The organism is Nonomuraea sp. NPDC000554 (assembly GCF_040300065.1).
Taxonomy (GTDB): Bacteria; Actinomycetota; Actinomycetes; order Streptosporangiales; family Streptosporangiaceae; genus Nonomuraea.
Genome location: NZ_JBEPDC010000008.1, coordinates 69,632 through 95,674 on the forward strand (window position 1 = coordinate 69,632; position 26,043 = coordinate 95,674).

Here is a 26,043-nt window from a genome sequence, read left to right on the forward strand (position 1 = left end):
CCGTCACCCCCCTCGCAAGGAGAAATGCTCATGTCCGACTCCGTCCCACGCCGGGGACTCCTCTTCGGCGGCGCCGTCATCGGGGCCGGCGCCTTGGTGAGCGCGTGCACCAGTAACGAGCCTGCCGCCACGCCGAGCAGCGCCGCCGCGCCCGCACCCGCGGCCACCGCCGGCAACGACGCGCCCGGCGAGAAGGTCGTCATCGGCTTCTCGGCTCCGGCCGCCGACCACGGCTGGATCGCCGCCATCGCCAAGAACGCCGGGGACGCCGCCAAGCAGTACTCCGACGTGGAGTTCAAACCGGTCGAGCCGACCAACGACATCAACGCCCAGATCAGCGCCGTCGAGTCGCTGATCGCAGCCAAGGTGGGCGCGCTGGTGATCCTGCCCAACGACGGCCAGCAGCTCAACCAGATCGCCCGCCAGGCCACCGACGCCGGCATCCCCGTGATCAACCTCGACCGGGTCTTCCCCGACAAGCTGTCGTACCGGACCTGGATCGGTGGAGACAACTACGGCATGGGCGTCGCGGCCGGACACTTCATCGGCAGGCGGCTCAAGGACAAGGGCGTGTCCGATCCGGTGATCCTGGAGATCCAGGGCATCGCCACTTTGCCCCTGACGCAGGACCGCAGCAAAGGCTTCGACGACGCGCTCAAGACCTACGGCTACAAAGTCACCGCCCGGCAGGACGCCCAGTTCACCGTCGAGTCGGGCACCAAGGTCGCCACCAACCTGCTGCAGGCCCACAAGAAGATCGACGCGATCTGGAACCACGACGACGACCAGGGCATCGGCGTGCTGGCCGCGATCAAGGAGGCCGAGCGCGGCGAGTTCTTCATGGTGGGCGGCGCCGGCTCGGCCAACGCGATGCGTGAGATCCAGGCCGACTCCGGCGTGCTGAAGGCCACCGTCACCTACAGCCCCACCATGGCCGCGTCCGCGATCAAGCTGGCCCGTCTGATCGCCCAGGGCAGAGGCATGAGCGACCTGCTGGAGAAGCAGGTGCCGCAGTCCATCACGCTGGCCTCGGAGACGGTGACCAAGGACAACGCCGCACAGTACCTGCCCCTCGGGTTCGAATCATGAGTGCGCGCATCGGGGTCGGCCTGGTCGGGTACGCGTTCATGGGGCGCGCCCACTCCCAGGCGTGGCGCAACGTCGCGGCCTTCTTCGACGTGCCGTTGCGGCCCGCCATGGCGGCGCTGTGCGGCAGGTCCGCCGAGGCCACCGCGCAGGCCGCGGAGCGTCTGGGCTGGGCCGCCGCGGAGACCGACTGGAAGCGCCTGATCGAGCGGGACGACGTGCAGATCGTCGATATCTGCACCCCTGGCGACAGCCACGCCGAGATCGCCATCGCCGCGCTTGCGGCGGGCAAGCACGTCATCTGCGAGAAGCCGCTGGCCAACACCGTCGCAGAGGCCGAGGCCATGGCTGCCGCCGCCCGTGCGGCAGCCGGGCGCGGCGTGCACGCGATGGCGGCGTTCAGCTACCGCAGGGTCCCCGCCGTCGCGCTCGCCCGGCGCTACGTCCAGGAGGGCCGGCTCGGTCAGATCAGGCACGTACGAGCCCAGTACCTGCAGGACTGGATCGTCGACCCGGAGTTCCCGCTCGTGTGGCGGTTGCAGAGCGACAAGGCGGGCTCCGGGGCGCTGGGCGACATCGGCGCGCACGCCATCGACACCGCCCACTTCATCACCGGCGAGCACCTGACCGAAGTGGCGGCGCTGACCGAGACCTTCATCAAGGAGCGCCCCCTGGCCGGCAGCTCCTCGGGGTTGACCGCCGGAGGAGCCGACGGCAGGGGACCGGTCACCGTCGACGACGCCGCCCTGCTCATCGGCCGGATGTCGGGCGGCGGCCTGGCCTCCTTCGAGGCCACCCGCTTTGCCACCGGCCGCAAGAACGCGCTTCGCATCGAGGTCAACGGCGCACTGGGCAGTCTGGCCTTCGACTTCGAGTCGATGAACGAGCTGTGGTTCTGCGAGGGCACAGGCGGATTCCGGCGCATCCTTGTCACCGAGCCCGACCACCCGTACACCGGCGCCTGGTGGCCGCCCGGTCACGGCCTCGGCTACGAGCACGCCTTCACCCACGAGGTGAAGGACTTCCTGGAAGCGATCGCCGCAGGCACCGCCCCCGAACCGTCCTTCGACGACGGCCTGCGGGTGCAGCGCGTGCTGGGCGCGGTCGAGGATAGCGCGGCTCACGGGAGCCGGCTGACCCCTACGGAGGACGTATGACCAGGCCGATCACGCTGTTCACCGGCCAGTGGGCCGACCTGCCGTTCGAGGAGGTGTGCCGCCTGGCCTCAGAGTGGGGCTACGACGGCTTGGAGATCGCCTGCTGGGGCGACCACTTCGAGGTGGACAAGGCGCTGTCCGACGACTCCTACGTCGGTCGCAAGCTGGAGCTGCTGGCCAAGCACAACCTCAAGGTGTGGACGATCTCCAACCATCTGGTCGGGCAGGCCGTCTGCGACGATCCCGTAGACGAGCGGCACAAGGGGATCCTGCCTGCCCGCGTCTGGGGCGACGGCGAACCCGAGGGCGTGCGCCGCCGCGCGGCCGAGGAGATGAAGGACACCGCCCGCGCCGCCGCGAAGCTCGGCGTCTCCACCGTGGTCGGGTTCACCGGATCCGCCATCTGGCACACGGTGGCGATGTTCCCACCGGTCCCGCCGTCGATGATCGAAGCCGGATACCAGGACTTCGCCGACCGGTGGAACCCGATTCTGGACGTCTTCGACGAGGTCGGCGTCCGCTTCGCGCACGAGGTGCACCCGAGTGAGATCGCCTACGATTACCACACCACGGTCCGCACGCTGGAGGCGATCGGCCACCGGCCGGCCTTCGGCCTGAACTGGGACCCCTCGCACATGGTGTGGCAGGAGATCGACCCGGCCGGCTTCATCCTCGACTTCGCCGACCGGATCTACCACGTGGACTGCAAGGACGCCAAGGTGCGCGTGGGCGACGGTCGCCGCGGCCGGCTCTCGTCGCACCTGCCCTGGGCCGATCTGCGCCGGGGCTGGGACTTCGTGTCCACCGGGCGAGGGGACGTCCCGTGGGAGGACTGCTTCCGCGCGCTCAACGCGATCGGCTACGACGGCCCGATCTCCATCGAATGGGAAGACGCGGGGATGGACCGTCTGCATGGCGCGCCGGACGCGCTGGCGCTCATCCGCGCCTACAACGCGATCACCCCGCCCTCCTCGGCGTTCGACGCCGCCTTCTCCGCTGAATGAAGCCGCCACGGGCGGCTGCCGGCAGCCGCCCGTCGGACACCCCCTCGTGAAGGAGATCAGATGAGCACGGGAGTATGGCTGATAGGCGCGCGGGGCTCGGTCGCCGTCACCAGCATGATCGGAGCGCTCGCGGTACGGGCCGGCCTGGCCGCGCCGGCCGGGTGCGTCCTGGAGTCGGCCGAACTGCGCGGCCGCGTCCGGCCCGACCTCGGTGACCTGGTCTTCGGCGGCCATGACATCTCCTCGGTTCACCTGGGCAAGAAGGCCGAAGCACTGGCGGAGGCGGGAGTCGTCCCGGCGGCGCTGGCCGATGCCGCGCGCGGCGAGCTGCTCGCGATCGAGCAGGACGTACGGCCGCTCCCGGCCGCCGGCACCCAGGCCGAGGCGGCCCGCGCCATCGGCGCCGACCTCGAACGCTTCCGGCTCAGGCACGGCCTGGACCGCGTCGTCGTGATCAACGTGTCGTCCACGGAGCCCGCCCCACGAGAGCACCCCGCCCACGCCGATCTCGACGCGCTTCGCGTCGCGCTCGCCGGCCCGGAACCCGTCCTGCCGCCGAGCGCGCTGGCCGCCTACGCCGCCCTGCTCGCCGGCTGTCCATACGTCGACTTCACCCCATCGACCGGCGCTCGCCTGCCCGCGCTCGACAGGCTCGCCGCAGAGCAGGGCCTGCCGTACGCCGGGCACGACGGCAAGACGGGGGAGACGCTGGTCAAGTCGGTGCTCGCCCCGATGTTCGCCCAGCGCAACCTGACGGTGCGGACCTGGTCAGGGGTCAACCTTCTGGGTGGCGGCGACGGCGCCAACCTCTCCCAACCGGCCGCCAACGCGGCCAAGGCCGCGAGCAAGCAGCGCGTGCTCGCGGAGACGCTGGGCTACGCCCCGCAAGGTGACACCCGCATCGACTACCTGGAAGACCTCGGTGACTTCAAGACCGCCTGGGACCTGGTCACCTTCGAGGGCTTCCTCGGCACCCGCATGCGCATGGAGTTCACCTGGCACGGATGCGACTCCGCCCTGGCCGCCCCGCTGATCCTCGACCTTGCGCGACTGGCCGCCGCGGCCCACCGTGCCGGGCGGACCGGCCCTCTCACCGAACTGGCCTTCTTCTTCAAGGACCCCCTCGGCCGGGTCCCGCACGGCCTGGCCGCCCAGTGGCGCACGCTCAGCGACCTCGTCGCCGCCCTTGACACGCCGGAGGCCGCGCGGTGACGTTCCGGTGCGGCGCGCACGAGCACCTGGAATTCGGCGACGGCGAGATCGACTTCCCGCCGGTGCTGCACGCGCTCGCCGACTCCGGCAACGCCCCCGTCCTGCTCTGCTCCGACCCGTCCGCGGCTCGCGATCGGTTCGAGGCCGTGGAGATCAAGGACCTTCTCCTGCGACTCACCCCATCCGCCCACAAGGGAGACCATTATGTACGAACCCACCCCTGACGACCGCTTCGCCTTCGGCATCTGGACAGTCGGCTGGGAGGCCCGCGACCCGTTCGGCGACGCCACCCGCGCTCCGCTCGACCCCGTCGAGACCGTGCACCGGCTGGCCGAGCTGGGCGCGTACGGCGTCACCTTCCACGACGACGACCTGCTCGCCGTCGAGCCCGACAGGGACAAGGCCATCGCGGGCTTCCGCAAGGCGCTCGACGAGACCGGCATGAAGGTGCCGATGGCCACGACGAACCTGTTCACCCACCCGGTGTTCAAGGACGGCGCGTTCACCAGCAACGACCGCGACATCCGCCGTCACGCCATCCGCAAGGTCATACGCAACCTCGACCTCGCGGTCTCGCTCGGCGCGAAGACGTACGTGTGCTGGGGCGGCCGTGAGGGCGCTGAGTCGGACGCCGCCAAGGACATCAGGGCCGCCCTGGCCCGCTACAAGGAGGCCATGGACTTCCTCTGCCGGTACGTCCTCGACCAGGGCTACGACATCCGCTTCGCCATCGAGCCCAAGCCGAACGAGCCGCGGGGCGACATCCTGCTCCCGACGATCGGCCACGCGCTCGCCTTCATCAACGAGCTGGAGCACCCCGAGATGGTCGGCCTCAATCCCGAGGTCGGCCACGAGCAGATGGCCGGGCTCAACTATGTGCATGGTGCCGCGCAGGCGCTGTGGCATGGCAAGCTGTTCCACCTCGACCTGAACGGTCAGCACGGTCCGAGATACGACCAGGACCTGATCTTCGGCCACGGGGATCTGAAGAGCGCCTTCTTCCTGGTGGACCTGCTGGAGCACGGTGGCTACGACGGCCCGCGCCACTTCGACTACAAGCCTCTGCGCACCGAGGACGCGCAGGACGTCTGGGACTCCGCCGCGGCGAACATGCGCACGTACCTGATCCTCAAGGAGAAGGCGCGCGCCTTCCGCGCCGACCCGGAGGTGCAGGAGGCGCTGCGGGCCTCCCGGGTGGCCGACCTGGCCCAGCCCACGCTCGCGCCCGGCGAGACGCCGGCCGACCTCCTGAGCGACGACTTCGACCTGGAGGAGGCCTCGCTCCGCGGCTACCACTTCACCCGACTCAACCAGCTCGCCCTCGAGCATCTGATGGGAGTACGCGGGTGAGCGTCGGCGGGGCCTGACTCTCCCGCATGACCTCGTGCCACCGACCCGATACCTCCCTTCACGGCGCGGCCACCCGCGCGACCGCCCTGCCGCGACCGGCGGCACGCCGACATCAGCCTGTCCGATCCACCCCGACCCGATGAGTTCGCACTCACCTCACCCCCCAAGGAGCTGCTTTGACAGTTCACCGATTTCGCGCCTTACGACGGGTGGCCGCGACGATGGCCCTCGGCCTTGTCCTGCCCTTACTGGCTCCGTTCTCGCCGCCGGCACAGGCGGTGACGGCGCGAGCCGCCGCCGCGGCCGATTCCTTCAAGGTGCTCGTCTTCTCCAAGACCACCGGATTCCGGCACGACTCGATCCCTGAGGGCATCGCGGCCATTCAGAAGCTCGGCCAGGACAACGGCTTCGCCGTCGACGCCACCGAGGACAGCACGAAGTTCACCGACGAGAACCTGGCGCAGTACCAGGCCGTCATCTTCCTGTCCACGACCGGCGACCCACTGGGCGCGCAGGAGCAGAAGGACGCCTTCCAGCGCTACATCCAGAAAGGCAACGGTTTCGTGGGCGTCCACGCGGCCGCCGACAGCGGTTACAGCTGGTCGTGGTACGGCAAGCTCGTCGGGGCGTACTTCAAGTCGCACCCGGCGATCCAGCAGGCCACCGTCACGGTCGAGGACCCGGCACACCCGTCCACCGCCGGTCTGCCCACGTCGTGGAGCCGCACGGACGAGTGGTACGACTACCAGGCCAACCCCCGTGACACCGTGCACGTGCTGACGTCGCTGAATGAGAAGTCCTACTCCGGCGGCACCATGGGAATCGACCACCCGAACACGTGGTGCCAGGACTACGACGGCGGCCGCTCGTGGTACACGGGCCTCGGCCACACCAAGGAGAGCTTCACCGAGCCGCAGTTCCTGAGCCTGCTTCTCGGCGGCATCAAGTCCGCGGCGGGCGCGGTGAAGGCCGACTGCTCGGCTTCGCAGACCGGCAGCTTCGAGAAGGTCACCCTCGACGACAACACGTCGAACCCGATGATGCTGGACGTCGCCAAGGACGGCCGGGTCTTCTACATCGACCGGATGGGCGAAGTAAAGATCATCAAGCCCGCCGGCGGCACGGTGTCGGCCGGCAAGCTGAGCGTGTTCACCGCCAACGAGAGCGGGCTGCTCGGGCTGGCGCTGGACCGCGACTTCGCCACCAACAACTGGGCCTACCTCTTGTACTCGCCGGCTGGGGAGAACGTGGACCGGCTCAGCCGGTTCACCCTCAAGGGGGACGCCCTGGACATGGCGAGCGAGAAGAAGATCCTCGACGTTCCGGTGCAGCGGGCCGAGTGCTGTCACCACGGTGGCGGCATGCTCATGGATCACAAGACCGGTGACATGTGGATCGCCACCGGTGACAACACCAACCCGTTCGCCTCCGACGGCTACGCGCCGATCGACGAGCAGTCGGGCCGCGCGTCGTGGGACGCGCAGCGCACCTCGAGCGACACCAATGACCTGAGCGGCAAGCTGTTGCGGATCCACCCCGAGGCGGACGGCACCTACACGGTGCCGCAGGGCAACCTGTTCGCGCCGGGTACGGCGAAGACCAGGCCGGAGATCTACGGCATGGGATTCCGCAACCCCTTCCGCATCGGCCTCGACCCGAAGACCGGACATCCCCTGGTGGCCGATTACGGCCCCGACGCTGGGTCCGCGAGCGCGACGCGGGGCCCGCAGAACACGGTCGAGTGGAACCTGATCACCAAGCCGGGCAACTACGGCTGGCCCTACTGCATCGGCAACAACAGCGCGTACATCGACTACGACTTCGCCACCAAGACGTCCGGGTCGGCGTTCAACTGTGCCGCGCCGGTCAACAACTCGCCCAACAACACGGGCCTGACCAATCTGCCGGCGGCGACCCCGGCGACGGTCTGGTACCACTACGCGACCGACGCGCAGAACTTCCCTGAGCTCAGCGGCGGCGCGCCGATGGCAGGCCCGGTCTACCGCTACGACCCTGACCTGCAGTCGGACGTCAAATGGCCCGGGTACTGGGACGGCAAGGCGATCTTCGCCGAGTGGAACAGCAGCAAGATGTTCTCGTTCCAGCTCAACGAGGACACCACCAAGCTCGTCAAGATCAATCAACTCTTCAAGACCATGGGCTTCAAGAAGCCCATGCACTTCAGGTTCGGCCCGGACGGCGCGTTGTACCTGATCGAGTGGGGATCCGGGTTCGGCGGCGACAACGCCGACTCAGGCGTTTACCGCATCGAGTACGTCAAGGGCAACCGGCCGCCCATCGCCCATGCCTCGGCGGACAAGACCGACGGACCGGTTCCGCTGGAGGTGAAGTTCTCCAGCGAGGGAACGCGGGACCCGGACGGCAAGCCACTCACCTACGCGTGGGATTTCAACAATGACGGCACCGTCGACTCGACCGACGCCAACCCCACGTACACCTACACCAAGGCGGGTCAGTACAGCGCGGTCCTGAAGGTGACCAACGCCGACAAGAAGACCGCGACGGCGAGCGTGGCGGTCGTGGCGGGCAACACCCGGCCGAAGATCACCTTCGACCTGCCGCCGAGCGGCGGCTTCTTCGAGTTCGGCGACCAGGTCAAGTACAAGGTCACGGTCACCGACCCCGAGGACGGCACGATCGACTGCGACAAGGTCCAGATCCAGGCGATCCTCGGCCATGACAGCCACGGCCACCCCCTCGACCAGCACAAGGGCTGCGAGGGTGTCCTGCAGACGCTCACGGACAGCGGTCACGGCACCGACGACAACCTGTTCTACGTCATCGAAGCCAGCTACACCGACAACGGCGGCTCCGGCGGCGCCCAGGCGCTGACCGGGCGCGGTCAGGTCATCTTGGAGACCAAGCGCAAGCAGGCCGAGCACTTCACCGAGACCGGTCGCGTGGCGGACGGCAAGGGGACCGACGCCGCGGGCGTGCAGACACAGCCCACGGAGGACTCGGCGGGCGGCAACCTGAACATCGGGTGGACCCAGGACGGCGACTGGTGGTCGTTCGCCCCGGTCAACCTGACCGGCATCACCGGCATCCGGCTGCGGGCCGCATCCGGCGCCTCCGGCGGGACCGTGCAGGTCCGGCTGGGCAACCCCGAGAACGGGACGCTGCTCGGCTCGGTCAACGTGCCGGGCACCGGCGGCTGGCAGACCTACCAGGATGTCACGCTGAACCTGACGAACCCGCCGGCGGACAGCGGACCGTTGTACTTCGTCGTGCGCAAGCCGGCGAACGTGGCCGACAACACCTACCTGGTCAACGTCAACTGGGTCGACTTCATCGGCACCGGAGTCACGGCGAACCAGCGCCCGAAGGTGACCGTCTCGGCGAACCCGACATCGGGCGTCGCTCCCTTGAAGGTCGACTTCACGGCGGCGGCCACCGACCCCGACGGCGACACGCCGCTCACCTACAAGTGGAACTTCGGGGTGAACGGAGCCCCGGAACCGACGACCGCGAACGCGAGCTACACCTACGCCGCGCCGGGAACCTACACCGCCACGGTGACCGTGACCGACGCCAAGGGCGCGACGACCAAGGGGCAGATCCCCGTCAAGGTGGACGCGCCGAACACGGTGTGCCTGTCCGGCCGTTCCGACGACTTCCTCGGGACGGAGCTCGACCGCGGCCGCTGGTCGGTCATCAGGGAGAACCAGACCCTCAAGGTCGCGGACGGCAAGCTCGTGATCCCGACGTCGAACACCGACATCTACGGAGCAGGCGGCAACACCTCGAACATCGTCGTGCAGCCGGCGCCGTCGGGAGCCTGGACGGCCACGGCCAAGGTCACCCTCAACGCGCGTGACCAGTACCAGCAGGCGGGCCTGGTCCTCTACGGCGACGACGACAACTACGCCAAGATGGTGCTGGAGGCGCGCGGCACCAACGACCACGCCAACCGCATCTTCCAGTTCATCCGTGAGGAGGACGGCAAGCCGAACGAGGTGGCGCAGAGCAACACGGCCGCGCTAGGGGACGCCTATCCCGACACCGTGTACGTCCGGTTCGTCAGCGACGGCACCAACCTGACCGCCTCCTACTCGGCCGACGGCGTCACGTTCACCGCGATGCCGCAGTCGAAGCCGCTCGCCGGGATCCAGACCCCGAAGATCGGACTGCTCTCCCTGTCCAGCACCGGCAGCCACCCGGTGATCGACGCGTCCTTCGACTGGTTCCAGATCACTCCCGACGACAAGGCGACCACGCCGGGGGCGGACGACGAGTTCGACGGCGCGGCGCTCGACGGCTGCCGCTGGAACGCGATCGTGCGGTCCGACCCCTCGGCCGTACGGATGACCGGCGGCAACCTGGAGATCGACACCTCGCAGGGCGACATCTTCGGGACGAGCAACACCGCGCCGAAGAACTTCATCCTGCAGAAGGCGCCGGACGGTGACTGGACGCTGGAGACCAAGATCGACGCGTCGGCGTTCAACCAGGCCTATCAGCAGGGCGGGCTCATGGTGTACGCCGGTGACGACGACTACGTGAAGTTCGACTTCATCACCGACAACGCTCCAGGCTCGGCGGTGCAGCGCAGGCTCGAACTGCGCAGCGAGGCCGGCGGGGTCGTGCAGCAGCCGCAACCGCAGGTCACCTCGCTTTCCGGCGGCGTGTGGTGGCTGCGGCTGAAGAAGGAGGCGGACACCTTCCACGGGTACTACTCCTCCGACGGCGCCAAGTGGACCGAGATGTCTGCCAGCGGAGCGCCGGCACCGGTGAAGAACGCCAAGGTGGCGAGCGGCGCGAAGGCCGGCGTGTTCGCCTTCGGCGTCAACCAGACGGAGTCGAAGACAGCCACGTTCGCCTACTTCCACCTCTCCCAGGGCGGCGCCGGAACCGACGACAAGACCGCGCCGTCGACGAGCGCCACGACCGATCCGGCGCAGCCGGGGAGCGGCTGGTTCACCGGTCCGGTCACGGTCACGCTGACGGCCGCCGACGAGGCGAACGGCAGCGGGGTCGACCGTACCGAGTACCAGCTCGACGGCGGCGCCTGGACCGGCTACACCACCCCGGTCATCGTCTCCGGCGACGGCGCGCACACGCTGGCCTACCGCTCGGCGGACAAGGCGGGCAACGTCGAGAACGCCAAGACCCTCGGGGTCAAGGTGGACGCGGCGGCGCCGGTGACCACCGCGGAGTACGCCGCGGGTAACGACGACGGATGGCACAACCAGGCGGTGCCGGTGAGTCTCACCGCGAAGGATGAGACGTCCGGCGTGGCGGGTATCGAGTACTCCCTGGACGGCGGCCCCTGGACGCCGTACACGGACGCGGTCACCGTCTCGGGCGAGGGGCAGCACGAGCTGCGCTACCGCTCGACCGACAAGGCGGGAAACGTCGAGAACGTCAAGGCCGTAACCGCCAAGATCGACACCAAGGCCCCGACCGTCCTGATCTCCGGCGTGGCGGCCGGCGAGAAGTACGGCGACAGTCAGGACCTCGGCATCAGCTGGGAGGCCGCCGACTCGGCGTCCGGCATCAAGTCGGTGAGCGGCACGCTGGACGGCAAGCCGCTCGAGTCGGGCACGGTCCTGGCGCTGTACGCGCTCCCACTGGGCGAGCACACGCTCACCGTCACCGCCACCAACAAGGCCGACAACCAGACCGAGCAGGTGGTGTCGTTCTCCGTCGTCACGTCGACGGGTGATGTCGGCAACCTGATCGACCGCTTCGAGGCAGCCGGGAAGCTCACCGACAAGAGCGCGCACACCCTCCACAGCAGGCTCGCGAGCGTCCGCGACGCGGAGACCAAGGAGAAGAACAACGCCAAGATCGTCAAGGAACTGGAGAAGTTCAAGGAACTCGCGGGCGACACCTCGACCGTCACGGACGACCAGGTCCGAGCCGGGCTCATCCGTGACGCCGACGCGCTGATCGCTCAGTACGGCGGCAGCCCGAAGGCCGCACGATGAGCGAGGTCAACCCCCTGGAGGGCAGCACCGGACGAGACCCGGCACCTCGCTGAATCCCTCGCGGGTGCCCCGCGACGCTCGTCGCGGGGCACCCGCCCCACCGCACTCTGATCATCGGGAGGTGGCGGCCATCAGCCGACACAAGACAGTGATGGTGTCCCGGTCCTCGGCGCGAAGCCGGGCGGCGGCGGAGGCCCGGCCTGCGACCCGGCGACGGGTGTTCGCCCTCGTGGCCGCGTTCACGCTCGGCGCCCTCGTCGCGGGCGGCTCGGTGTTCGCGGTGGCCCGCCCGAGCTCCACCGAGCGGACGGTCGAGCGGCTCCAGGCGGAGGCCGCCCTGCGCGACAAGGAACAGATCAAGGCGCTCACCGAGCTGGCCCGCACCACCCGCGACCGGCTCACTCCCGTGCTCGACGGACTGGAGCGGATCCTGCCCATCGAACCGCCCGCCGAAGGCGGCACCGCGCCCCCGGCCGATGTCGCGAAGTGGCGGCAGGCGGCCGCCGCGGCCGTCAAGGACTTCGCCGACCCGCCGTCCGGCGAGACCGCCACCAACGTGGCACGCTCGAGTCTTGCCTCCGCCGTACGACAGATCGCCACCACCGTCGACACATACGCAAGCTCGCAGGCACTCACGGGGCCGACCCGCGAGACCGTGACGGGCCTCGCCATCCGGCAACGCGCTGACGCGATCTTCACCTGGTCCGTCGGCGCCACCGCCCTCGACGCGGTGAACGTCGACGCAGGCTACGGGCACCAGCACGTCTTCCTGCCGGTCTCGCCCGGCAGTGGGGCACTCACCGCCGATCCCGAACACGAGGGGAGTCATTCGTGAACCTGACTCTGCGGAACACCGCCGCGGCTGTCCTGCTCGCCGTACTCGTTCTGCTGCTTGGCGCGCCTGCGGCTGACGCGCACGGCGGGCCGATCGTCCTGGAGGTGGCCGGAGACGGCGACCATGGCGTCAACGTGGTGGTCACCTGGAAAAAGGATCGTCATCCGGTCAGAGACACCGTCATCGGGACGGTGTCCGCGACCTCCACCGACGGCCGCTCCTTCGGACCGGTGAAACTGGTCTCGGCGCCCGAGGGCCAGAATCTCTACCGCGCCGCCCAGCCGCTGCCGACCGGCGAGTGGCGTGTCACGGTCACGGCGGCAGAACCGTCCAGGGCGAAGAAGACGGTGGACGTGATCGCACGAGACATCGCCGCACCCGAGCCGTCGCAGGCTGCCGGAGCGCCGCCGCAGCTCGCCGAGGCACCGGCGCGGGCCGTCGCCGCAACGGACCCGGGAAGTCCGGCCGGCTCGTCGCTCACCACGATCGCCGTCATCGTGGTGGGGATCCTCGCCGCGGTGGTGGCCGGTGTCGTGGCCGGGAGGAACCTGCTCCGTCGCAAGCAGCCGGACATCCGGCTCTAGGCACGTGATCAAGTCCGGCACCGTCACCGATGGGGGGACCCGCGGCACATGACACTCGTCGCAGGCGTCGATTCGTCCACTCAGAACTGCAAAATCGTGATCAGAGACACCGCGACAGGACAGCTCGTCCGCTCCGGCAGGGCAGGTCACCCGCAGGGCACCGAGGTGGATCCCGCGCACTGGTGGGAAGCGCTGCGGGAGGCCATCGCCCGAGCCGGCGGCCTCGACGACGTCGCGGCGATCGCCGTCGCGGGCCAGCAGCACGGCCTCATCGCCCTGGACTCCGGCGGCCACGTGATCCGGCCGGCACTGCTCTGGAACGACACCAGGTCGGCCGCCGCCGCACGTGACCTCATCGCCGAAGTGGGCGCGAAGGCCTATGCCCGGAGGACGGGAACCGTGCCCGTGGCCTCCTTCACCGCCGCCAAGCTGCGCTGGCTGCGCGATCACGAACCGGGCAACGCCGCCGAGGTCGCCGCCGTCGCGCTGCCGCACGACTGGCTGACCTGGCGGTTGCGCGGATACGGTCCCGCCGGTTCGAGCGAGCTCGGGCCGGACCTCGGCGAGCTCGTCACGGACCGATCAGACGCGAGCGGCACGGCGTACTGGAACCCCGCCACCGGCCGGTACGACCAGGAACTCTTCGAGCGGGCGCTCGGGCACGCGGCGATCGTGCCGCGGATCCTCGGGCCGTCAGAACGCGCCGGCACGGTCGCCGGAACCGCGATCGTCGTCGGCGCCGGCGCGGGCGACAACGCCGGAGCGGCGCTCGGACTCGGCGCGGTCCGCGGCGACGTCGTCGTATCGATCGGGACGAGCGGCACCGTCTTCGCCGTCACCGACCGTCCCACCTGCGACGACACCGGCGTCGTCGCCGGCTTCGCGGACGCGAGCGGCCTGTTCCTGCCGCTGGTCGCGACGTTGAACGCGGCCCGTATCCTCGATGCCGTGGCGGGCATCCTCGACGTCGACCACGACCGGCTCGGCAAGCTCGCGCTCGAAGCTCCTCCGGGCGCGCACGGGCTCGTGCTCCAGCCGTACTTCGAAGGAGAGCGCACCCCGAACCTGCCCGATGCCACGGCCACCCTGTTCGGGCTGACGCTGAGATCGACGACCCGGCCGGCGTTGGCGCGCGCGGCGATCGAGGGCATGCTGTGCGGTCTCGCCAACGGTCTCGAAGCCGTCCGCCGGCAGGGCGTCGAGGCCCGCCGCGTGCTGCTGATCGGCGGTGCGGCCCAGAACGCCGCCGTGCAGGAGATCGCCGCCCAGACGTTCGAGCCGCCGGTGATCGTCCCGTTGCCCGGCGAGTACGTCGCGGACGGGGCCGCCACGCAGGCGGCATGGGCGCTGACGGGGACGCGGCCGCGCTGGCCGCTGTCCATCGCGGCTGAACCGGTACCCGACTACCGGCCCGTCATCCGCGAGCAGTACACCCGATACGCGCGCTGAGCGGGATCATGCAGGGGTGGCGTGCCCCGCGAGCTCACACACCGTGGCACGCACACCCCGCGTGCGCAGGCACGGCCCGACGAACCGCCGCTCGGCGGCGAGGCCCGGCCGGCGCGAGCGCGGCACGATCAGCATCACTCGGGCAGAGGGGCGGGGCGTCCAGAATCGACCCGGTCGCAGCACACCGCGGGCGCGCTTCGGTCAGGAACTGGACAGCGAATGGCCTGGGAACTGGTCAGGCGAAGAGCCGACACTCGGCCGGCTGGTCCTGCGACGGCGCACACCGTGCCGCCGGCGGTGCTGTCTCCGTGCCACTGAGGAAGGCTGATCGATCGTGACCGAACGCGTACGCGTGGCCGTGCTGGCGGGTGGGCCGTCCGCCGAGCATGAGGTGTCGCTGCAGTCAGCGCAGGCCGTGCTCGATGCTCTGCCGAGGGATCGGTACGAACCCGTCGCCGTCATCATCGACCGGCAGGGCCGGTGGCCGGTGGAGCTGCGACGCGACCTGGCGGACGTGGTCTTCCCCGTGCTGCACGGGCCGTTCGGCGAGGACGGCGTCGTCCAGGGTCACCTGGAGACGCTGGGCATCCCGTACGTGGGCTGCGGCGTCCTGGCCTCTGCCGTGGCCATGAACAAGGTCGCGATGCGGCGCACGTTCCTGGCGGAGAACATTCCGGTCACCTCGCATGTGTGGTTCACCGAGCACGAATGGCGCACCACCACCGACTCCTGGGGTCTGGTGAAGTCGCTCGACTGGCCGATGTACGTCAAACCGGCCAACATGGGCTCCTCCATCGGCATCTCACGCGTCACCTCCATGGAGGAACTGCGCGCGGGCGTAGATCTGGCACTGGCCTACGACCGGGTGATCGTCGTCGAGCAGGAGGTGACCGCGCGCGAGGTCGTCTGCGGCGTGCTCGGCGGCTATGACACGCCGGACGCTTCGGTGCCCGGCGAGCTCATCGTGCCCGGCGACTGGCTGGACTATGAGGCCAAGTACCTCAGCCAGGCCGAGATCGCCATCATCCCTGCCGTGCTGCCAGAACGGGTGGCCGATGACGTGCGCGAGCTGGCCCTGCGCGCGTTCCGGGCGATCGGTGGCTACGGCCTGTCCCGTGTCGACTTCCTCTATGAGGAGGACACGGGATGCCTGTACGTGCTGGAGATCAACACCATGCCCGGCTTCACCTCCCGTTCCGTCTACGCCAGGGCCTGGGCCGCAAGCGGTGTCCCGTACCCGGACCTGCTGCGCCGCCTCATCGACCTCGCGTTCGCCAGGAGCGGCTCATGATCCCCATGACGCTGAACAAGATCGCGCAGGTCGTCGGCGCAAGCCTGTATGACGTGCGCGACCCACAGGCGCTGGTGACGGCGCCCTCGGCGGTCGACTCCCGCGAGGTGGTGCCTGGCGGCCTGTTCGCCGCGACGGTCGGCGCCCGCGTTGACGGTCACGACTACGCGGCCGGTGCCATCGCGGGCGGCGCCGTCGCCGTGCTGGCCTCAAGGCCCGTCGGCGTGCCCGCCCTCGTGGTCGAGGACGTCCAGCTCGCGATCGGCCTGCTGGCCAGGAACCTGCTCGAACACATCAGCCCGACCGTGATCGGCCTGACCGGCTCCGTGGGCAAGACCACGACCAAGGACCTGCTGGCCCAGGTGCTCGAACGGCATGCCGCGACGGTCGCCACCAACAGGTCGTTCAACAACGAGCTCGGGCTGCCGCTCACCGTGCTGCGTGCCGATGCCACCACCCGATACCTGGTGCTGGAGATGGGTGCAGGCCGGAAGGGCGACCTGACGTACCTGACCGGGCTCGCACCGCCCCAGGTCGGGCTGGTGCTCAATGTCGGCACCGCACATGTGGAGCGTATGGGAGTCGGGCCGGCCGACGTGGCCGAGGCCAAAGGCGAGCTGGTCGAGGCACTTCCGGCGGACGGGTTTGCACTGCTCAACGCCGACGACCCGTACGTCATGGGCATGGCCGGCCGCACCAAGGCCCAGATCCTGTTGTACGGCAGGTCGGCGGAGGCACCGGTGCGGGCCGAAGACCTGCGGATGAGCGAGCGCGCGCGAACCGCGTTCGAGCTGGTGACACCCTCCGGCCGCGCCCGGGTCGAGCTCGACCTCATAGGCGAGCACCAGGTGAGCAACGCCCTGGCCGCCGCCGCCGTCGCCACCACTCTCGGCCTGGGCGCCGCCGAGATCGCCGATGGCCTGAACGCCGCCCGGCGGCGCGCCGCGGGCCGGCTGGAGATCGTCGAACGACCCGACGGCATCACCATCGTCAACGACGCCTACAACGCCAACCCCGAATCCATGCGGGCCGGGCTGCGGGCGGTGAAGGCCCTGGCCGGCACCCGTCGTACCGTCGCCGTGCTCGGCGCGATGGGGCAGCAGGCGGACGCCTCCCGCGCCCGGCACGCGGAGATGGGCCGGCTCGTCGCCGGCCTCCGCTTCGACGTGCTGATCACGGTCGGAGCAGGGGATCCGCTCGCGATGGCGTGGGCAGCGGCGTCCTCGAACCAGGGCGTGGCCGTCCATACCGTCGAGGACGTGGCCGGGGCCCTCAGGCTGGCCACCGCGCTTCTCGAACCGGGAGACGTGGTGTTCGTCAAGGCCTCCAGCGAGATCGGGCTCGGTGCCTGCGCCCGTGCCCTGGCCGGCGCCTGACCGTTGGATCTCCGCGCCGTGATGCTGGACATTCTCGACTGCACGACAGAGGACCTGATCGAGCCGGTCCAGAGCCCGGAGGGTTGAACAGCTTTTGGTCTGCTGAATGAGCAGGCACTCCGTCTAGCCTGCCGGCACAAGCGGGCGAAACGGAGTTCCATGCGCACTATCGGTCTCATCGGCGGGTTGAGCTGGGAATCGACGGTGATCTACTACCAGATCATCAACCAGCGGGTACGCGAGCGACTCGGCGGCAGCCATTCCGCCGACAGCCTCATCTGGTCGGTCGACTACACGACCGTCGAGGACCTCATCTTCGCCGACCGCTGGGACGAGGTGAGTACATTGCTGACTGGTGCGGGCCGGAAACTGGAGGATCTCGGCGCCGACCTCCTGCTCATCTGCAGCAACACCTTCAGCAGGGTGAGCGACGACGTGGAGCGGGCCGTGAGCGTGCCCGTGCTGCACATCGCCGACGCCCTGGGCGCCGAGGTCCGCGCCAGGGGCATGCGCAAGGTCGGTCTGCTGGGCACTCACTTCACCATGGGACAGCCCTTCTACCGGGATCGGCTGGCCGCCCACGGCTTCGACGTGGTCGTCCCGCGGCGTGAGCAGCGGGAACTGGTCCATCGCGTGATCTTCGACGAACTGGTGCGCGGGGTGCTCCGGGAATCGTCCAGGGACGCGTACGCCCAGATCATCGATGATTTCGCAGACGACGGCGCTGAAGGCGTCATCCTCGGCTGCACGGAGATCGAGCTGCTGATCAGTGAGAAGGACAGCGCCATCCCGGTGCTGCCGAGCGCTCGACTGCACGCGGAGGCGGCGGCCGGCTTCGCGCTTGCCGACTGACACGCCCGCGCCGGCACAATGTGGCGGCTCAGGTGGATCGGTACGCCGGTGCGTCGGTGCCGTACAGCTCCCGGTGCCACAGGTCGGCGCAGACACGTTCGATGCCGGCCGTCAGATGGCGGCGGTAGGTGGTGAAAGGGAGGCCGAGTCGTTCCGCGGCCAGCTCCTGGGTGGGCGTGCCGCGGAGGAACGTGACGGACAGCGCCCGGTGGAACTTGACCGAGCGCGGATCCTCACGCAGGTCGTCGATCGCCTGACGTAGCAGGTCACCCAGTGCCGTGGCCGGGTTCTGCCCGGCCCGCTCGGCGATCAGCCTGGTGCGCGTCAGGGGGGAAGCGGCCAGCGCGTCCAGCCGCGACAACTGGCGCAACGCCTTGCGAACCGCCTCGGCGAACTCGGCCTGGGACAGCACCGCCAGTTTCGCCGTCGCGGCACTCGGGCCGCCGGCAGGCTCCGCGACGAGCCGGTGGTTCATCCGCTCCAGCCACGCCTGCGCCGGCACCGCGCGCCAGTCATGAACGAACAGGGAGTACGCGTCATCCCCCAGCCGTGGCTGCTCGGAGATGTCACGCATCCCGTAATGCCGCCGTAAATGCTCCACCCACGCTTGGTCCGGATGCCGGATCTCGATATATGACCATGCCATCCGCTCGGCCCGCAAACAATTGCCGATCACTCGCCACTGGATCACATCCATCACCGGCGAGTTTCCACGGTACGGCGGCAGCGCCCATACCCGGCTGACCGCCACATGTTCACCGGCGCGCAACGGCGTGGTGGCACGCGCATGCGCCCACGCCATGGCCACCATGGGATCGGCCGTCAGCTCCTCCTCATCGAGTTCCGCCAACCGCAACCACGCGGAGAAAGCCACCGGCTCGCCGGTTTCGGTCCGTCGATACAGCCGGAACGCCTCCAGCTGACGTTCCGCCCAGAAGGCGGCGCAGCCCGCGGACGCCGCACCCTCCGCTGCCGTCGCCACCCGGCGCAACATGCCGACGTCCTCCTCCCGCAACGCCTCTTCCCGGAACTCGCCCTCGTCGTGGCGGCCGTGGAAGGCGGCCGGCGCCCCGTTGTCGCGATGCCGGTAGAGCAGTGCCGCCACCGCGCCGGGCACGTCCACATCGCTCGCCGTGCGCACCCTCTCCGCCAGATGCGCATGAATGCGGTCGTGCATCACCGCGTACCCCTCGGGATCCCGCCATCGTAGGTCCGCCTCCAGCAGTTCCCGCACCACCTCATGCGGAAACAGCCCGAGACTGCTCGACTCCACGAACGGCAACCGCCGCAACCACCGGAACAACGGCCCGGCGTCCTCCGGCAAGGCCGCCCGCAGCAGGTCCTCCGTCGTCATGGACGCATGCGCGCAGATCTCCAGAGCACGCCGATGCGCCGCCGAAGGCGACTCGCCCACCAGCTGATCAAGCAACGTGGCCACCACGTCCTGATTCGGCGTCCACCGCCTGCCGGCCCCGCCGTCCTTCACCGCCACGGCCGCCCCCAGGAGCAGCGCCAGCGGATGACCACCGGCGAAGGCCAGCAGCGGCTCGCGCAACTCGGCCGGCACCCCGGAGGAGTCCATCAGGGCCTGCGCATCTCCGGCCGGCAGGTCGCGCAGCGGCAGCACCTCCAGCGCCCCCGCCCATCCCGGATCCGCCTGCCACCGCACATCCGGCGGGTTTCGCCCCGCGATCACCACCAGCGCCCCCATGGGCACCCGCGGCAGGAACCGCTCGCGCAGCCATCCCTCCAAGCCCTGAATGCGTTCGAAGTCGTCGACCAGCAGCACCGCGTCCGCATCGCGAAGCACCGGCTCGGCCTCGGCCTCGGACGCCGACGGCTCCAACAGGCGCCCGTCCACCAAGGACACCGGCCGCCCCGCCACCGCGGCCTCGTGCGCGAACCGCCGCAACAAGGCCGACTTCCCGATGCCGCCGGGACCGTGCACGTACAGAACGCTGCAGCCGCCGCCGTACAACGCCGCGTTGAAGACCGCGAGCTCCTCCTCCCGACCTACAAACGCCCTCGCGCGCGCTGCTTGCAGGCGGCATCCCAGCAATCCGGACTTGTCGTCACTCCCCGATGACATACCTCTTACCCCTCTCCGAACGCCCGGGCCGAACCCTTGGGCGCTGGTCGGATGACCGGTTCTCGGGCGCAAACCCGTCAATGTCCCCAAATCGCACACCTGGGTGGACCCGGACCCGGGCTATATCTGGTCCCCGTTCTCGACTACATGGCCCACGCCGGGGTGGGGTCGTCGTCGTGGTGGCGTGCCGCCGCGGTCTGGGCGGTACTCGAAGTGCCACCACTCGTTGTCGTACATGCGGTAGAGGTCGTAGCGGGCGCCGTGTTCCTCGAGCCAGCGCGCGCCTTCGTGGGGGCGCACGTCCAGCGCGATGCCCTTGACGTGGTTGGATTCCGCCGGTGGTAACACGAGCATGCGTGCTGAGGCCAGGGAGCCGGAGCGGCGCACCTCCTCGTCGAACAGCCGTTGCTGGACAACGGGATCGCGATATCCCGAGGTGAGGCCGATGAGCTGGCCGTAACGCCAGAGCGCCTCGGTGCGCGCCGCGGTGAACGCCGCCCTGGCGCCGTCGGTGAGCCCGGTGAGGTCCTCGGCGGGGAATCGCATCCCCAACGCCCAGCGGCAGGCCAGTTCGCGGGCGCGGCCAGGATGGCGAACGAACGCCGCGGGCAGCAGGAGCACGGCGAGCACCAGCGTGACCGCGGCGAACAGCCAGTCACGGGGCCGAGGTGGGATGGTGTGTGGTTCGTCCATGACGAACTACGATTGGCGCCGAATGTCCGCGCGTTGTCCGCCGCATGTCACCGTTTGTCGACGGCGGCCACGGTCGGCGCGTCGTGACACAACCATGACACGGCGCGGACGAAGCGGAGACACGGCCGGCCGACAGTGGATGGGGTTGACCGACGGGCGAGTTACGGAGCGTGCTGTGAAACTCGGCAGCGTGTCGCGAGTGTTGTTGATCGAGGATGACCCGGCCGTGCGCGAGGGCCTTGAGCTGGCCCTGACCCGGCATGGGCACCGGGTGCGCGCGGTGGAGTCCGGCGAGCAGGGGCTGGACCGGCTGCGTACGGACCTTCCCGACGTCGTCGTGCTCGATCTGATGTTGCCTGGCATGGACGGGTTCGAAGTCTGCCGCCGCATCCGCGCCGCCAGGGAGGTACCGATCATCATGCTGACCGCGCGCGGCGACGACATCGACGTGGTGGCCGGGTTGGAGGCGGGCGCCGACGACTACGTGGTCAAGCCGGTGCGGCCCAGGGTGCTCGAGGCACGCATTCGCGCCGTGCTCCGGCGGATCGGCCGGGATCAGGCGGAGCTGGAGCGGCACGGGAGCCTGACCATCGATCGGGCCGGGCTGGTGGTCGCCAAACACGGCGAGCCGGTCGGCCTCACCCCGACCGAGCTGCGCCTGCTGCTCGAGCTCTCCGGCGCGCCGGGCCGGGTGCACAGCCGCCAGCAGCTGCTGGAGTCGGTGTGGGAGCACGGGTATTTCGGCGACTCGCGTCTCGTGGACGCGTGCGTGCAGCGGTTGCGCGCGAAGATCGAGGACGACTCGGCGGCGCCCGTCTACGTGCAGACGGTGCGTGGGTTCGGGTACCGGTTCGGGCCGGTGTGAGCCACCGGTGACACCTCGGCCGAGCCTGGGGCTGCGTGCCCGGCTGTTGTTCGCGTTCGCACTGCTGTGTGTGGTCACCGCGGCGGCGGTGGCCGGCGCGATCTACGTCCAGGCCCGCAACGACATCCTGCAGCGCGCCCAGGATGCCACGGTGCAGGCGGTGACAAGCCGCCTGGAGGCGTTCTACCCGTTGCGGAGTGCGGCGCCGGGCCCGACCGAGCTCGGCCAGATCGCCGCCGCCGTGACCGACCAGAACAGCAGCTTTGCGGTCGCCTTCTACCGCGAGACGCACTCGCCGGTCCCCCTGCCGCCGGGTCCCCCGCCGCCGGGGGACTGGAGGCCGGGCGAGAGGCCGCTGGTCTTGGATCTCGGGGTGATCTCACCGGAGTTGCGGAGGGTAGTGGCCGGCGGCCGTACCGCGTGGCAACGTGTGGTGCTACAGGACTCGCCCTGGCTGATCGTCGGCACGCCGTTGCTGATCGTCGAGCGGGATCGGACGCGGGTGTCCGGCATCGAGGTCTACGTCGCGCGTAGCCTGCTTGCCGAACAGCACAGTATCGACGGGCTCGCCGTATCCGCCTGGCTCACCGGCGGGGCGGCCCTGGCGTTCGCGGTCGTCCTCGCGTTGCTGGCCACCCGCGGCGTGCTGCGCCCGGTGCGCGAGCTCGGTCGGGCGGCACGCCTGCTGGGCGAGGGCGAGCTGCGGACCAGGATCGCGGTGAGCGGCTCCGATGAGCTGGCCGACGTGGCACGCACGTTCAACAACACCGCCGCGGAGCTGGAACGGCACGTCAAGCAGCTGCGCGAGATGGAGGCCGACGCCCGCCGGTTCGTGGCCGACGTGTCCCACGAGCTGCGCACCCCGCTGGCCGCGCTGGCCGCGGTCGCCGACGTCCTCGAGGAGGAGGCGGCCCAGTTGCCCGAGCCCGCCGGCAGGGCCGCCAGGCTGGTCAGCCAGGAGACGCTCAACCTCACCGGGCTGGTGAACGACCTCATCGAGATCAGCAGGTTCGACTCCGGCGTCGCGGCCCTCGCGCTGAACGAGGTCGACGTGGCCGATCTGGTGCGCGCGACCCTGCGTGCCCGGGGCTGGTCGGAGTCGGTGCACACCGTGCTCGCCCCCGCGGTGATGGCGGGGCTGGACCCGCGCCGAGTGGACGTCATCCTCGCGAACCTGGTCGGCAACGCCCTGCGGCACGGCGAGCCGCCGGTGTCGGTACGGCTTTGCGCCGACGCGCACTGGATCGCTCTCGAGGTCCGCGACCACGGACCGGGGCTGGACGAGGCGGTGCTGCCGCACGTGTTCGACCGGTTCTACAAGGCCAGCGCGGCCAGGGCCAGGTCCGAGGGCAGCGGCCTGGGCCTGGCCATCGCGCGGGAGAACGCGCGTCTGCACCGAGGCGACCTCACCGTCACCAACGCCCCGGACGGCGGCGCCCTGTTCACGCTGCGCCTGCCACGCCGGGCACCCGATCCGGACGGAGGCCCCGAGTGAGGACCGGCCTCGCCCGCCGCATGCTCGCCGCGGGCCTCGTATCGCTCGTCGCCGTGGCCGGCTGCGGCGTGCAACCCAGCGACGTCATCCCCGCCGGCGCCCCGCCGAGCGGACGCGTCGCCCCCATCATGAAGATCACCCTCTATCTGGTGAAGAACGGCCGACTCAGCGCGGTGACGCGGCCCAGTGATCGTCCGATGTTCCGAGCGGACACGCTCGCGCTGCTGGCAGGCGGACCCACCGCGAGGGAACAGACGCACGGTTTCACCACCGACGTCCCGCCCGAAGCCGGCCCGTTCTCGGTGACCGCCGAGTCGGCCGGCCACGTGGAGGTGACCTTGTCCACTCCGGCCGGCGAACTGTCCACACTGGCTGTCGAGCAGATCGTGTGCACGGCCGCCGCCGCCACGGCGTCGGAAAGCCCTCCCCGGGTCACCATCGTCGGTGCTGGGCAGAGCGTCGGCCCCCGGAACTGCCCGGGGTAACGTCTATTCTGAAGTTCAACGAGCTGATCATGCTCGTGGACACCTCGATGCTCACCGCCTGGCACGAGACCGTTAGGGTGGCTGTGCAGGCTGAGCAAGGGGGAGTGGCATGCCTAGCGCTCTTGACCTCCAGGATCAGCTGTTCGACGCGGTCAACAATCATGATCTTGATCGGATACTGGAGTGCTTCAGCGCCGACGCCGTCTACGTCGCTCCCATCGGCGTGATGGAAGGACACGAGCAGCTCACCTGGTACTTCGAGCAGCTCTTCGCGGGGTTCCCGGATGTGAGCGTCACCCCGTGGAGCAGGGCGGCCTATGAGGATTCGGCTGTCGCCGAGTGCACGGTCACCGGCACCCAGTCGGGGATCTTCTTGTTGCCCGATGGCCGCATGCTGCAACCAACGGGACGTCGCATCACGATCCGCTGCTCCTGCTTCACCTCCGCGGAGCACGGCAAGATCATTTCCTGTCGTGTCTACTTCGACCAACTGGAGCTGTTCAGCCAGCTCGGCGTCGACTCCTTGCCTGGTTCGAGAGGCGCTCCACCCCCGGCGTCTGAATGAGAAGCGGCCCCAAGCCTCGAAAAGGGGCCCTGACTCGTACGCCGACCTCGCCCACGATCGAAGAGCGCCGACCGACGACCGATCGCACGGCTGAGCCGCATCTCTCGTCCCTACGTCGCGGGTGCCATCGCGCTGCTCATCGTGGTCAGGGACGTGCGGGGCGAACCCGGGCGAGCCGCGCGGCCACCACCGCGACACCCGCGGCCGCGGCCGTCACCAGCCAGAGCATGAACGTCGGGTACAGGTAGACCACCTGGATCCACATGATGTCGCCGCCCCGGGCGAGGACGCGGAAGATCGGGGCGACCGCCACGCACACGGCGAGCGGCGCAAGATGGGGCAGCAGCCGCCACCGCTGCCATCCCGTACGGCGGGCGGCCCATCGCCGCGAGCGGGCCACGCCGCGCACGGCCAGCCCGACGGTCGCCAGCGTCAGCAGCACGAACACGATGTCGGTGACGAGGGTGGGCGGCGAGGAGGGGATCGTCGGCGTGGCTCCCTCGATCATGGCGACCAGACCGTCCATGAGGGCGGTGGCGTCGGCGAAGGTCATGCCGGTGTTCGCCATGACCGCGACGCCGTAGCCGGATTCCGGCATCAGCAGTTGATCGGCGGTGGAGGTGAAGAGGTCGCCGCCGTGCTCGATGACGGGGGTGCCGCGCTCGGTCCTGCCGAGCGACCAGCCGAGGGCGTACGTGCCGTTCTGCCTGGACGGGGTGCGCATCTCCTTGACGCTCTGGGGGGACAGGACGCCGTCGTTCTGCGCGATCAGCCACCGGGCCATGTCGTCGGCGGTGCTGAGGACCCCGCCGGACCCGTTGCCGAACCCGGTCGGCTCCGGCAGGGCGATGGCCTGTCCGAGGACGTACAGATGGCCGCGGGCGCTGCCGGGCAGGTCGCGGTCGGTGTCGATGGTCCTGCTGTGACGCATGCCGAGCGGCGTGAACACGTGCGCGTCGAGGTAGGCCGCGAACGGCCGGCGGCTCACCACCTCGACGAGCCGCGCGGCGACCTGGTAGTTGGTGTTGTGGTAACTGAAGGCGGTTCCCGGCTCCGCGGCGAGCCCGGCCGTCCTGAGGCGGGCCACGGCGCCTTGGAGGGTGCCGGGCTGGGGCAGGCTCTTCTCGTGGAAGGCCGAGTCGGCCATGCCCGATGTCTGGTTGAGCAACTGCCGGACGGTGATCTTCGCCGCCCTGGGGTCCGCCATGGTGAACTCGGGCAGGTACCCGCGCACCGGCTTGTCGAGCGAGATCTCCCCCTTTTCCACCAGTTGCATGACGGCGAGCGAGGTGAAGGACTTGCTGACCGACGCGACAGCCATGGGGGTGTCCGCTGTCAGGGGATCGCCGGAGGCCGTCCTGCCGTACCCGGCGGCGTGGAGGACCTGTCTCCCCTTGGTGATCGCGACCGCGACGCCGGGCAGTCCTGTCGCGTCGCGGTATCGGGCGACGAACGCGTCCACCGCCGCAGGGGTGATGTCGTGCGACGGGACCTGCCCTGACGAAGGGAGAAGGGCGAGGCAGATCGCGGCGAGAGTGTTTCTGAGCACCCGTCGACGCTAGTTACGGGCTCCTTCCCGGACCATTGCGGATCTCCTTCGCGTTCCTTACGGGAAACCGCTATGCCGGAAATTTACGGTTTTCCGCCATCGAAGTCGGAGGTTCGCCTCCATGGTGACCGTCCCGCAGGCCGCCTACCGTGGGC

General features: G+C 69.7%; 20 protein-coding genes. 17 read left to right on the forward strand and 3 right to left on the reverse strand.

Going from position 1 to position 26,043, the window contains the following annotated elements:
• The first annotated feature begins 30 nt into the window (after positions 1 to 30).
• From ABT294_RS17485 to ABT294_RS17545, 13 genes are all read left to right on the forward strand, one after another.
• Complete coding sequence (locus ABT294_RS17485) at positions 31 to 1,089, forward strand: ABC transporter substrate-binding protein (RefSeq protein WP_350806757.1); 1,059 nt, start codon at positions 31 to 33, stop codon at positions 1,087 to 1,089.
• Positions 1,086 to 2,243, forward strand: coding sequence for a Gfo/Idh/MocA family protein (locus ABT294_RS17490; protein WP_350806758.1), 1,158 nt, complete (start codon positions 1,086 to 1,088; stop codon positions 2,241 to 2,243). Before ABT294_RS17485 ends, ABT294_RS17490 begins: the two co-directional genes overlap by 4 nt.
• The gene (locus ABT294_RS17495) at positions 2,240 to 3,247 is read left to right on the forward strand and encodes a sugar phosphate isomerase/epimerase family protein (protein ID WP_350806759.1); all 1,008 of its coding nucleotides are present in this window, start codon (positions 2,240 to 2,242) and stop codon (positions 3,245 to 3,247) included. Before ABT294_RS17490 ends, ABT294_RS17495 begins: the two co-directional genes overlap by 4 nt.
• A gap of 60 nt (positions 3,248 to 3,307) precedes the next feature.
• Positions 3,308 to 4,459, forward strand: coding sequence for an inositol-3-phosphate synthase (locus ABT294_RS17500; RefSeq protein ID WP_350806760.1), 1,152 nt, complete (start codon positions 3,308 to 3,310; stop codon positions 4,457 to 4,459).
• On the forward strand, positions 4,456 to 4,683 hold the full coding sequence (locus ABT294_RS17505; RefSeq protein WP_350806761.1) for a hypothetical protein: 228 nt from the start codon (positions 4,456 to 4,458) through the stop codon (positions 4,681 to 4,683). Before ABT294_RS17500 ends, ABT294_RS17505 begins: the two co-directional genes overlap by 4 nt.
• Positions 4,664 to 5,809: a xylose isomerase gene (xylA, locus tag ABT294_RS17510; protein WP_350806762.1), complete on the forward strand. Its 1,146-nt coding sequence runs from the start codon at positions 4,664 to 4,666 to the stop codon at positions 5,807 to 5,809. Before ABT294_RS17505 ends, xylA begins: the two co-directional genes overlap by 20 nt.
• Before the next feature lie 176 nt (positions 5,810 to 5,985).
• Positions 5,986 to 11,760 carry a ThuA domain-containing protein gene (locus ABT294_RS17515; RefSeq protein ID WP_350806765.1) on the forward strand — a complete coding sequence of 1,925 codons (5,775 nt, stop codon included), beginning with the start codon at positions 5,986 to 5,988 and terminating at the stop codon, positions 11,758 to 11,760.
• A 217-nt stretch (positions 11,761 to 11,977) separates the two neighbouring features.
• Positions 11,978 to 12,595: a hypothetical protein gene (locus ABT294_RS17520; RefSeq protein WP_350806767.1), complete on the forward strand. Its 618-nt coding sequence runs from the start codon at positions 11,978 to 11,980 to the stop codon at positions 12,593 to 12,595.
• Complete coding sequence (locus ABT294_RS17525; protein ID WP_350806768.1) at positions 12,592 to 13,179, forward strand: hypothetical protein; 588 nt, start codon at positions 12,592 to 12,594, stop codon at positions 13,177 to 13,179. The genes ABT294_RS17520 and ABT294_RS17525 overlap by 4 nt, the downstream gene beginning before the upstream one ends.
• A 48-nt stretch (positions 13,180 to 13,227) precedes the next feature.
• A complete protein-coding gene (gene xylB, locus ABT294_RS17530) occupies positions 13,228 to 14,628 on the forward strand; it encodes a xylulokinase (protein ID WP_350806769.1) in 1,401 nt (466 codons plus the stop codon).
• A gap of 334 nt (positions 14,629 to 14,962) precedes the next feature.
• On the forward strand, positions 14,963 to 15,919 hold the full coding sequence (locus ABT294_RS17535; protein ID WP_350806770.1) for a D-alanine--D-alanine ligase family protein: 957 nt from the start codon (positions 14,963 to 14,965) through the stop codon (positions 15,917 to 15,919).
• Positions 15,916 to 17,295, forward strand: coding sequence for a UDP-N-acetylmuramoyl-tripeptide--D-alanyl-D-alanine ligase (locus tag ABT294_RS17540; protein ID WP_350806771.1), 1,380 nt, complete (start codon positions 15,916 to 15,918; stop codon positions 17,293 to 17,295). Before ABT294_RS17535 ends, ABT294_RS17540 begins: the two co-directional genes overlap by 4 nt.
• Positions 17,296 to 17,454: 159 nt before the next feature.
• The gene (locus tag ABT294_RS17545; RefSeq protein ID WP_350806772.1) at positions 17,455 to 18,147 is read left to right on the forward strand and encodes an aspartate/glutamate racemase family protein; all 693 of its coding nucleotides are present in this window, start codon (positions 17,455 to 17,457) and stop codon (positions 18,145 to 18,147) included.
• A gap of 28 nt (positions 18,148 to 18,175) precedes the next feature.
• On the opposite strand, the gene ABT294_RS17550 is transcribed toward ABT294_RS17545, so the two are convergent.
• Together ABT294_RS17550 and vanY-N are read right to left on the reverse strand one after the other, a co-directional pair.
• Entirely contained in the window at positions 18,176 to 20,236 is a 2,061-nt protein-coding gene (locus ABT294_RS17550) for an ATP-binding protein (protein WP_350806774.1), read from the reverse strand.
• A 120-nt stretch (positions 20,237 to 20,356) separates the two neighbouring features.
• Positions 20,357 to 20,929: a D,D-peptidase/D,D-carboxypeptidase VanY-N gene (vanY-N, locus tag ABT294_RS17555; RefSeq protein ID WP_350806775.1), complete on the reverse strand. Its 573-nt coding sequence runs from the start codon at positions 20,927 to 20,929 to the stop codon at positions 20,357 to 20,359.
• Positions 20,930 to 21,119: 190 nt separating this feature from the next.
• On the opposite strand from vanY-N, the gene ABT294_RS17560 reads away from it, so the two are divergent.
• The 4 genes from ABT294_RS17560 to ABT294_RS17575 all read left to right on the forward strand — a co-directional run bounded on the left by ABT294_RS17560 (position 21,120) and on the right by ABT294_RS17575 (position 24,339).
• On the forward strand, positions 21,120 to 21,794 hold the full coding sequence (locus ABT294_RS17560; protein WP_350806776.1) for a response regulator: 675 nt from the start codon (positions 21,120 to 21,122) through the stop codon (positions 21,792 to 21,794).
• A gap of 7 nt (positions 21,795 to 21,801) precedes the next feature.
• Positions 21,802 to 23,289 (forward strand): ATP-binding protein, encoded by a 1,488-nt coding sequence (locus tag ABT294_RS17565; protein WP_350806779.1) that lies wholly within the window; start codon positions 21,802 to 21,804, stop codon positions 23,287 to 23,289.
• Entirely contained in the window at positions 23,286 to 23,774 is a 489-nt protein-coding gene (locus ABT294_RS17570; protein ID WP_350806780.1) for a hypothetical protein, read from the forward strand. The genes ABT294_RS17565 and ABT294_RS17570 overlap by 4 nt, the downstream gene beginning before the upstream one ends.
• A gap of 109 nt (positions 23,775 to 23,883) precedes the next feature.
• Positions 23,884 to 24,339: an ester cyclase gene (locus ABT294_RS17575; protein ID WP_350806783.1), complete on the forward strand. Its 456-nt coding sequence runs from the start codon at positions 23,884 to 23,886 to the stop codon at positions 24,337 to 24,339.
• Positions 24,340 to 24,484: 145 nt separating this feature from the next.
• Here the strand turns inward: ABT294_RS17575 and ABT294_RS17580 are convergent, their stop codons facing one another.
• Positions 24,485 to 25,888, reverse strand: coding sequence for a serine hydrolase domain-containing protein (locus ABT294_RS17580; protein WP_350806785.1), 1,404 nt, complete (start codon positions 25,886 to 25,888; stop codon positions 24,485 to 24,487).
• Between the last annotated feature and the right edge of the window lie 155 nt (positions 25,889 to 26,043).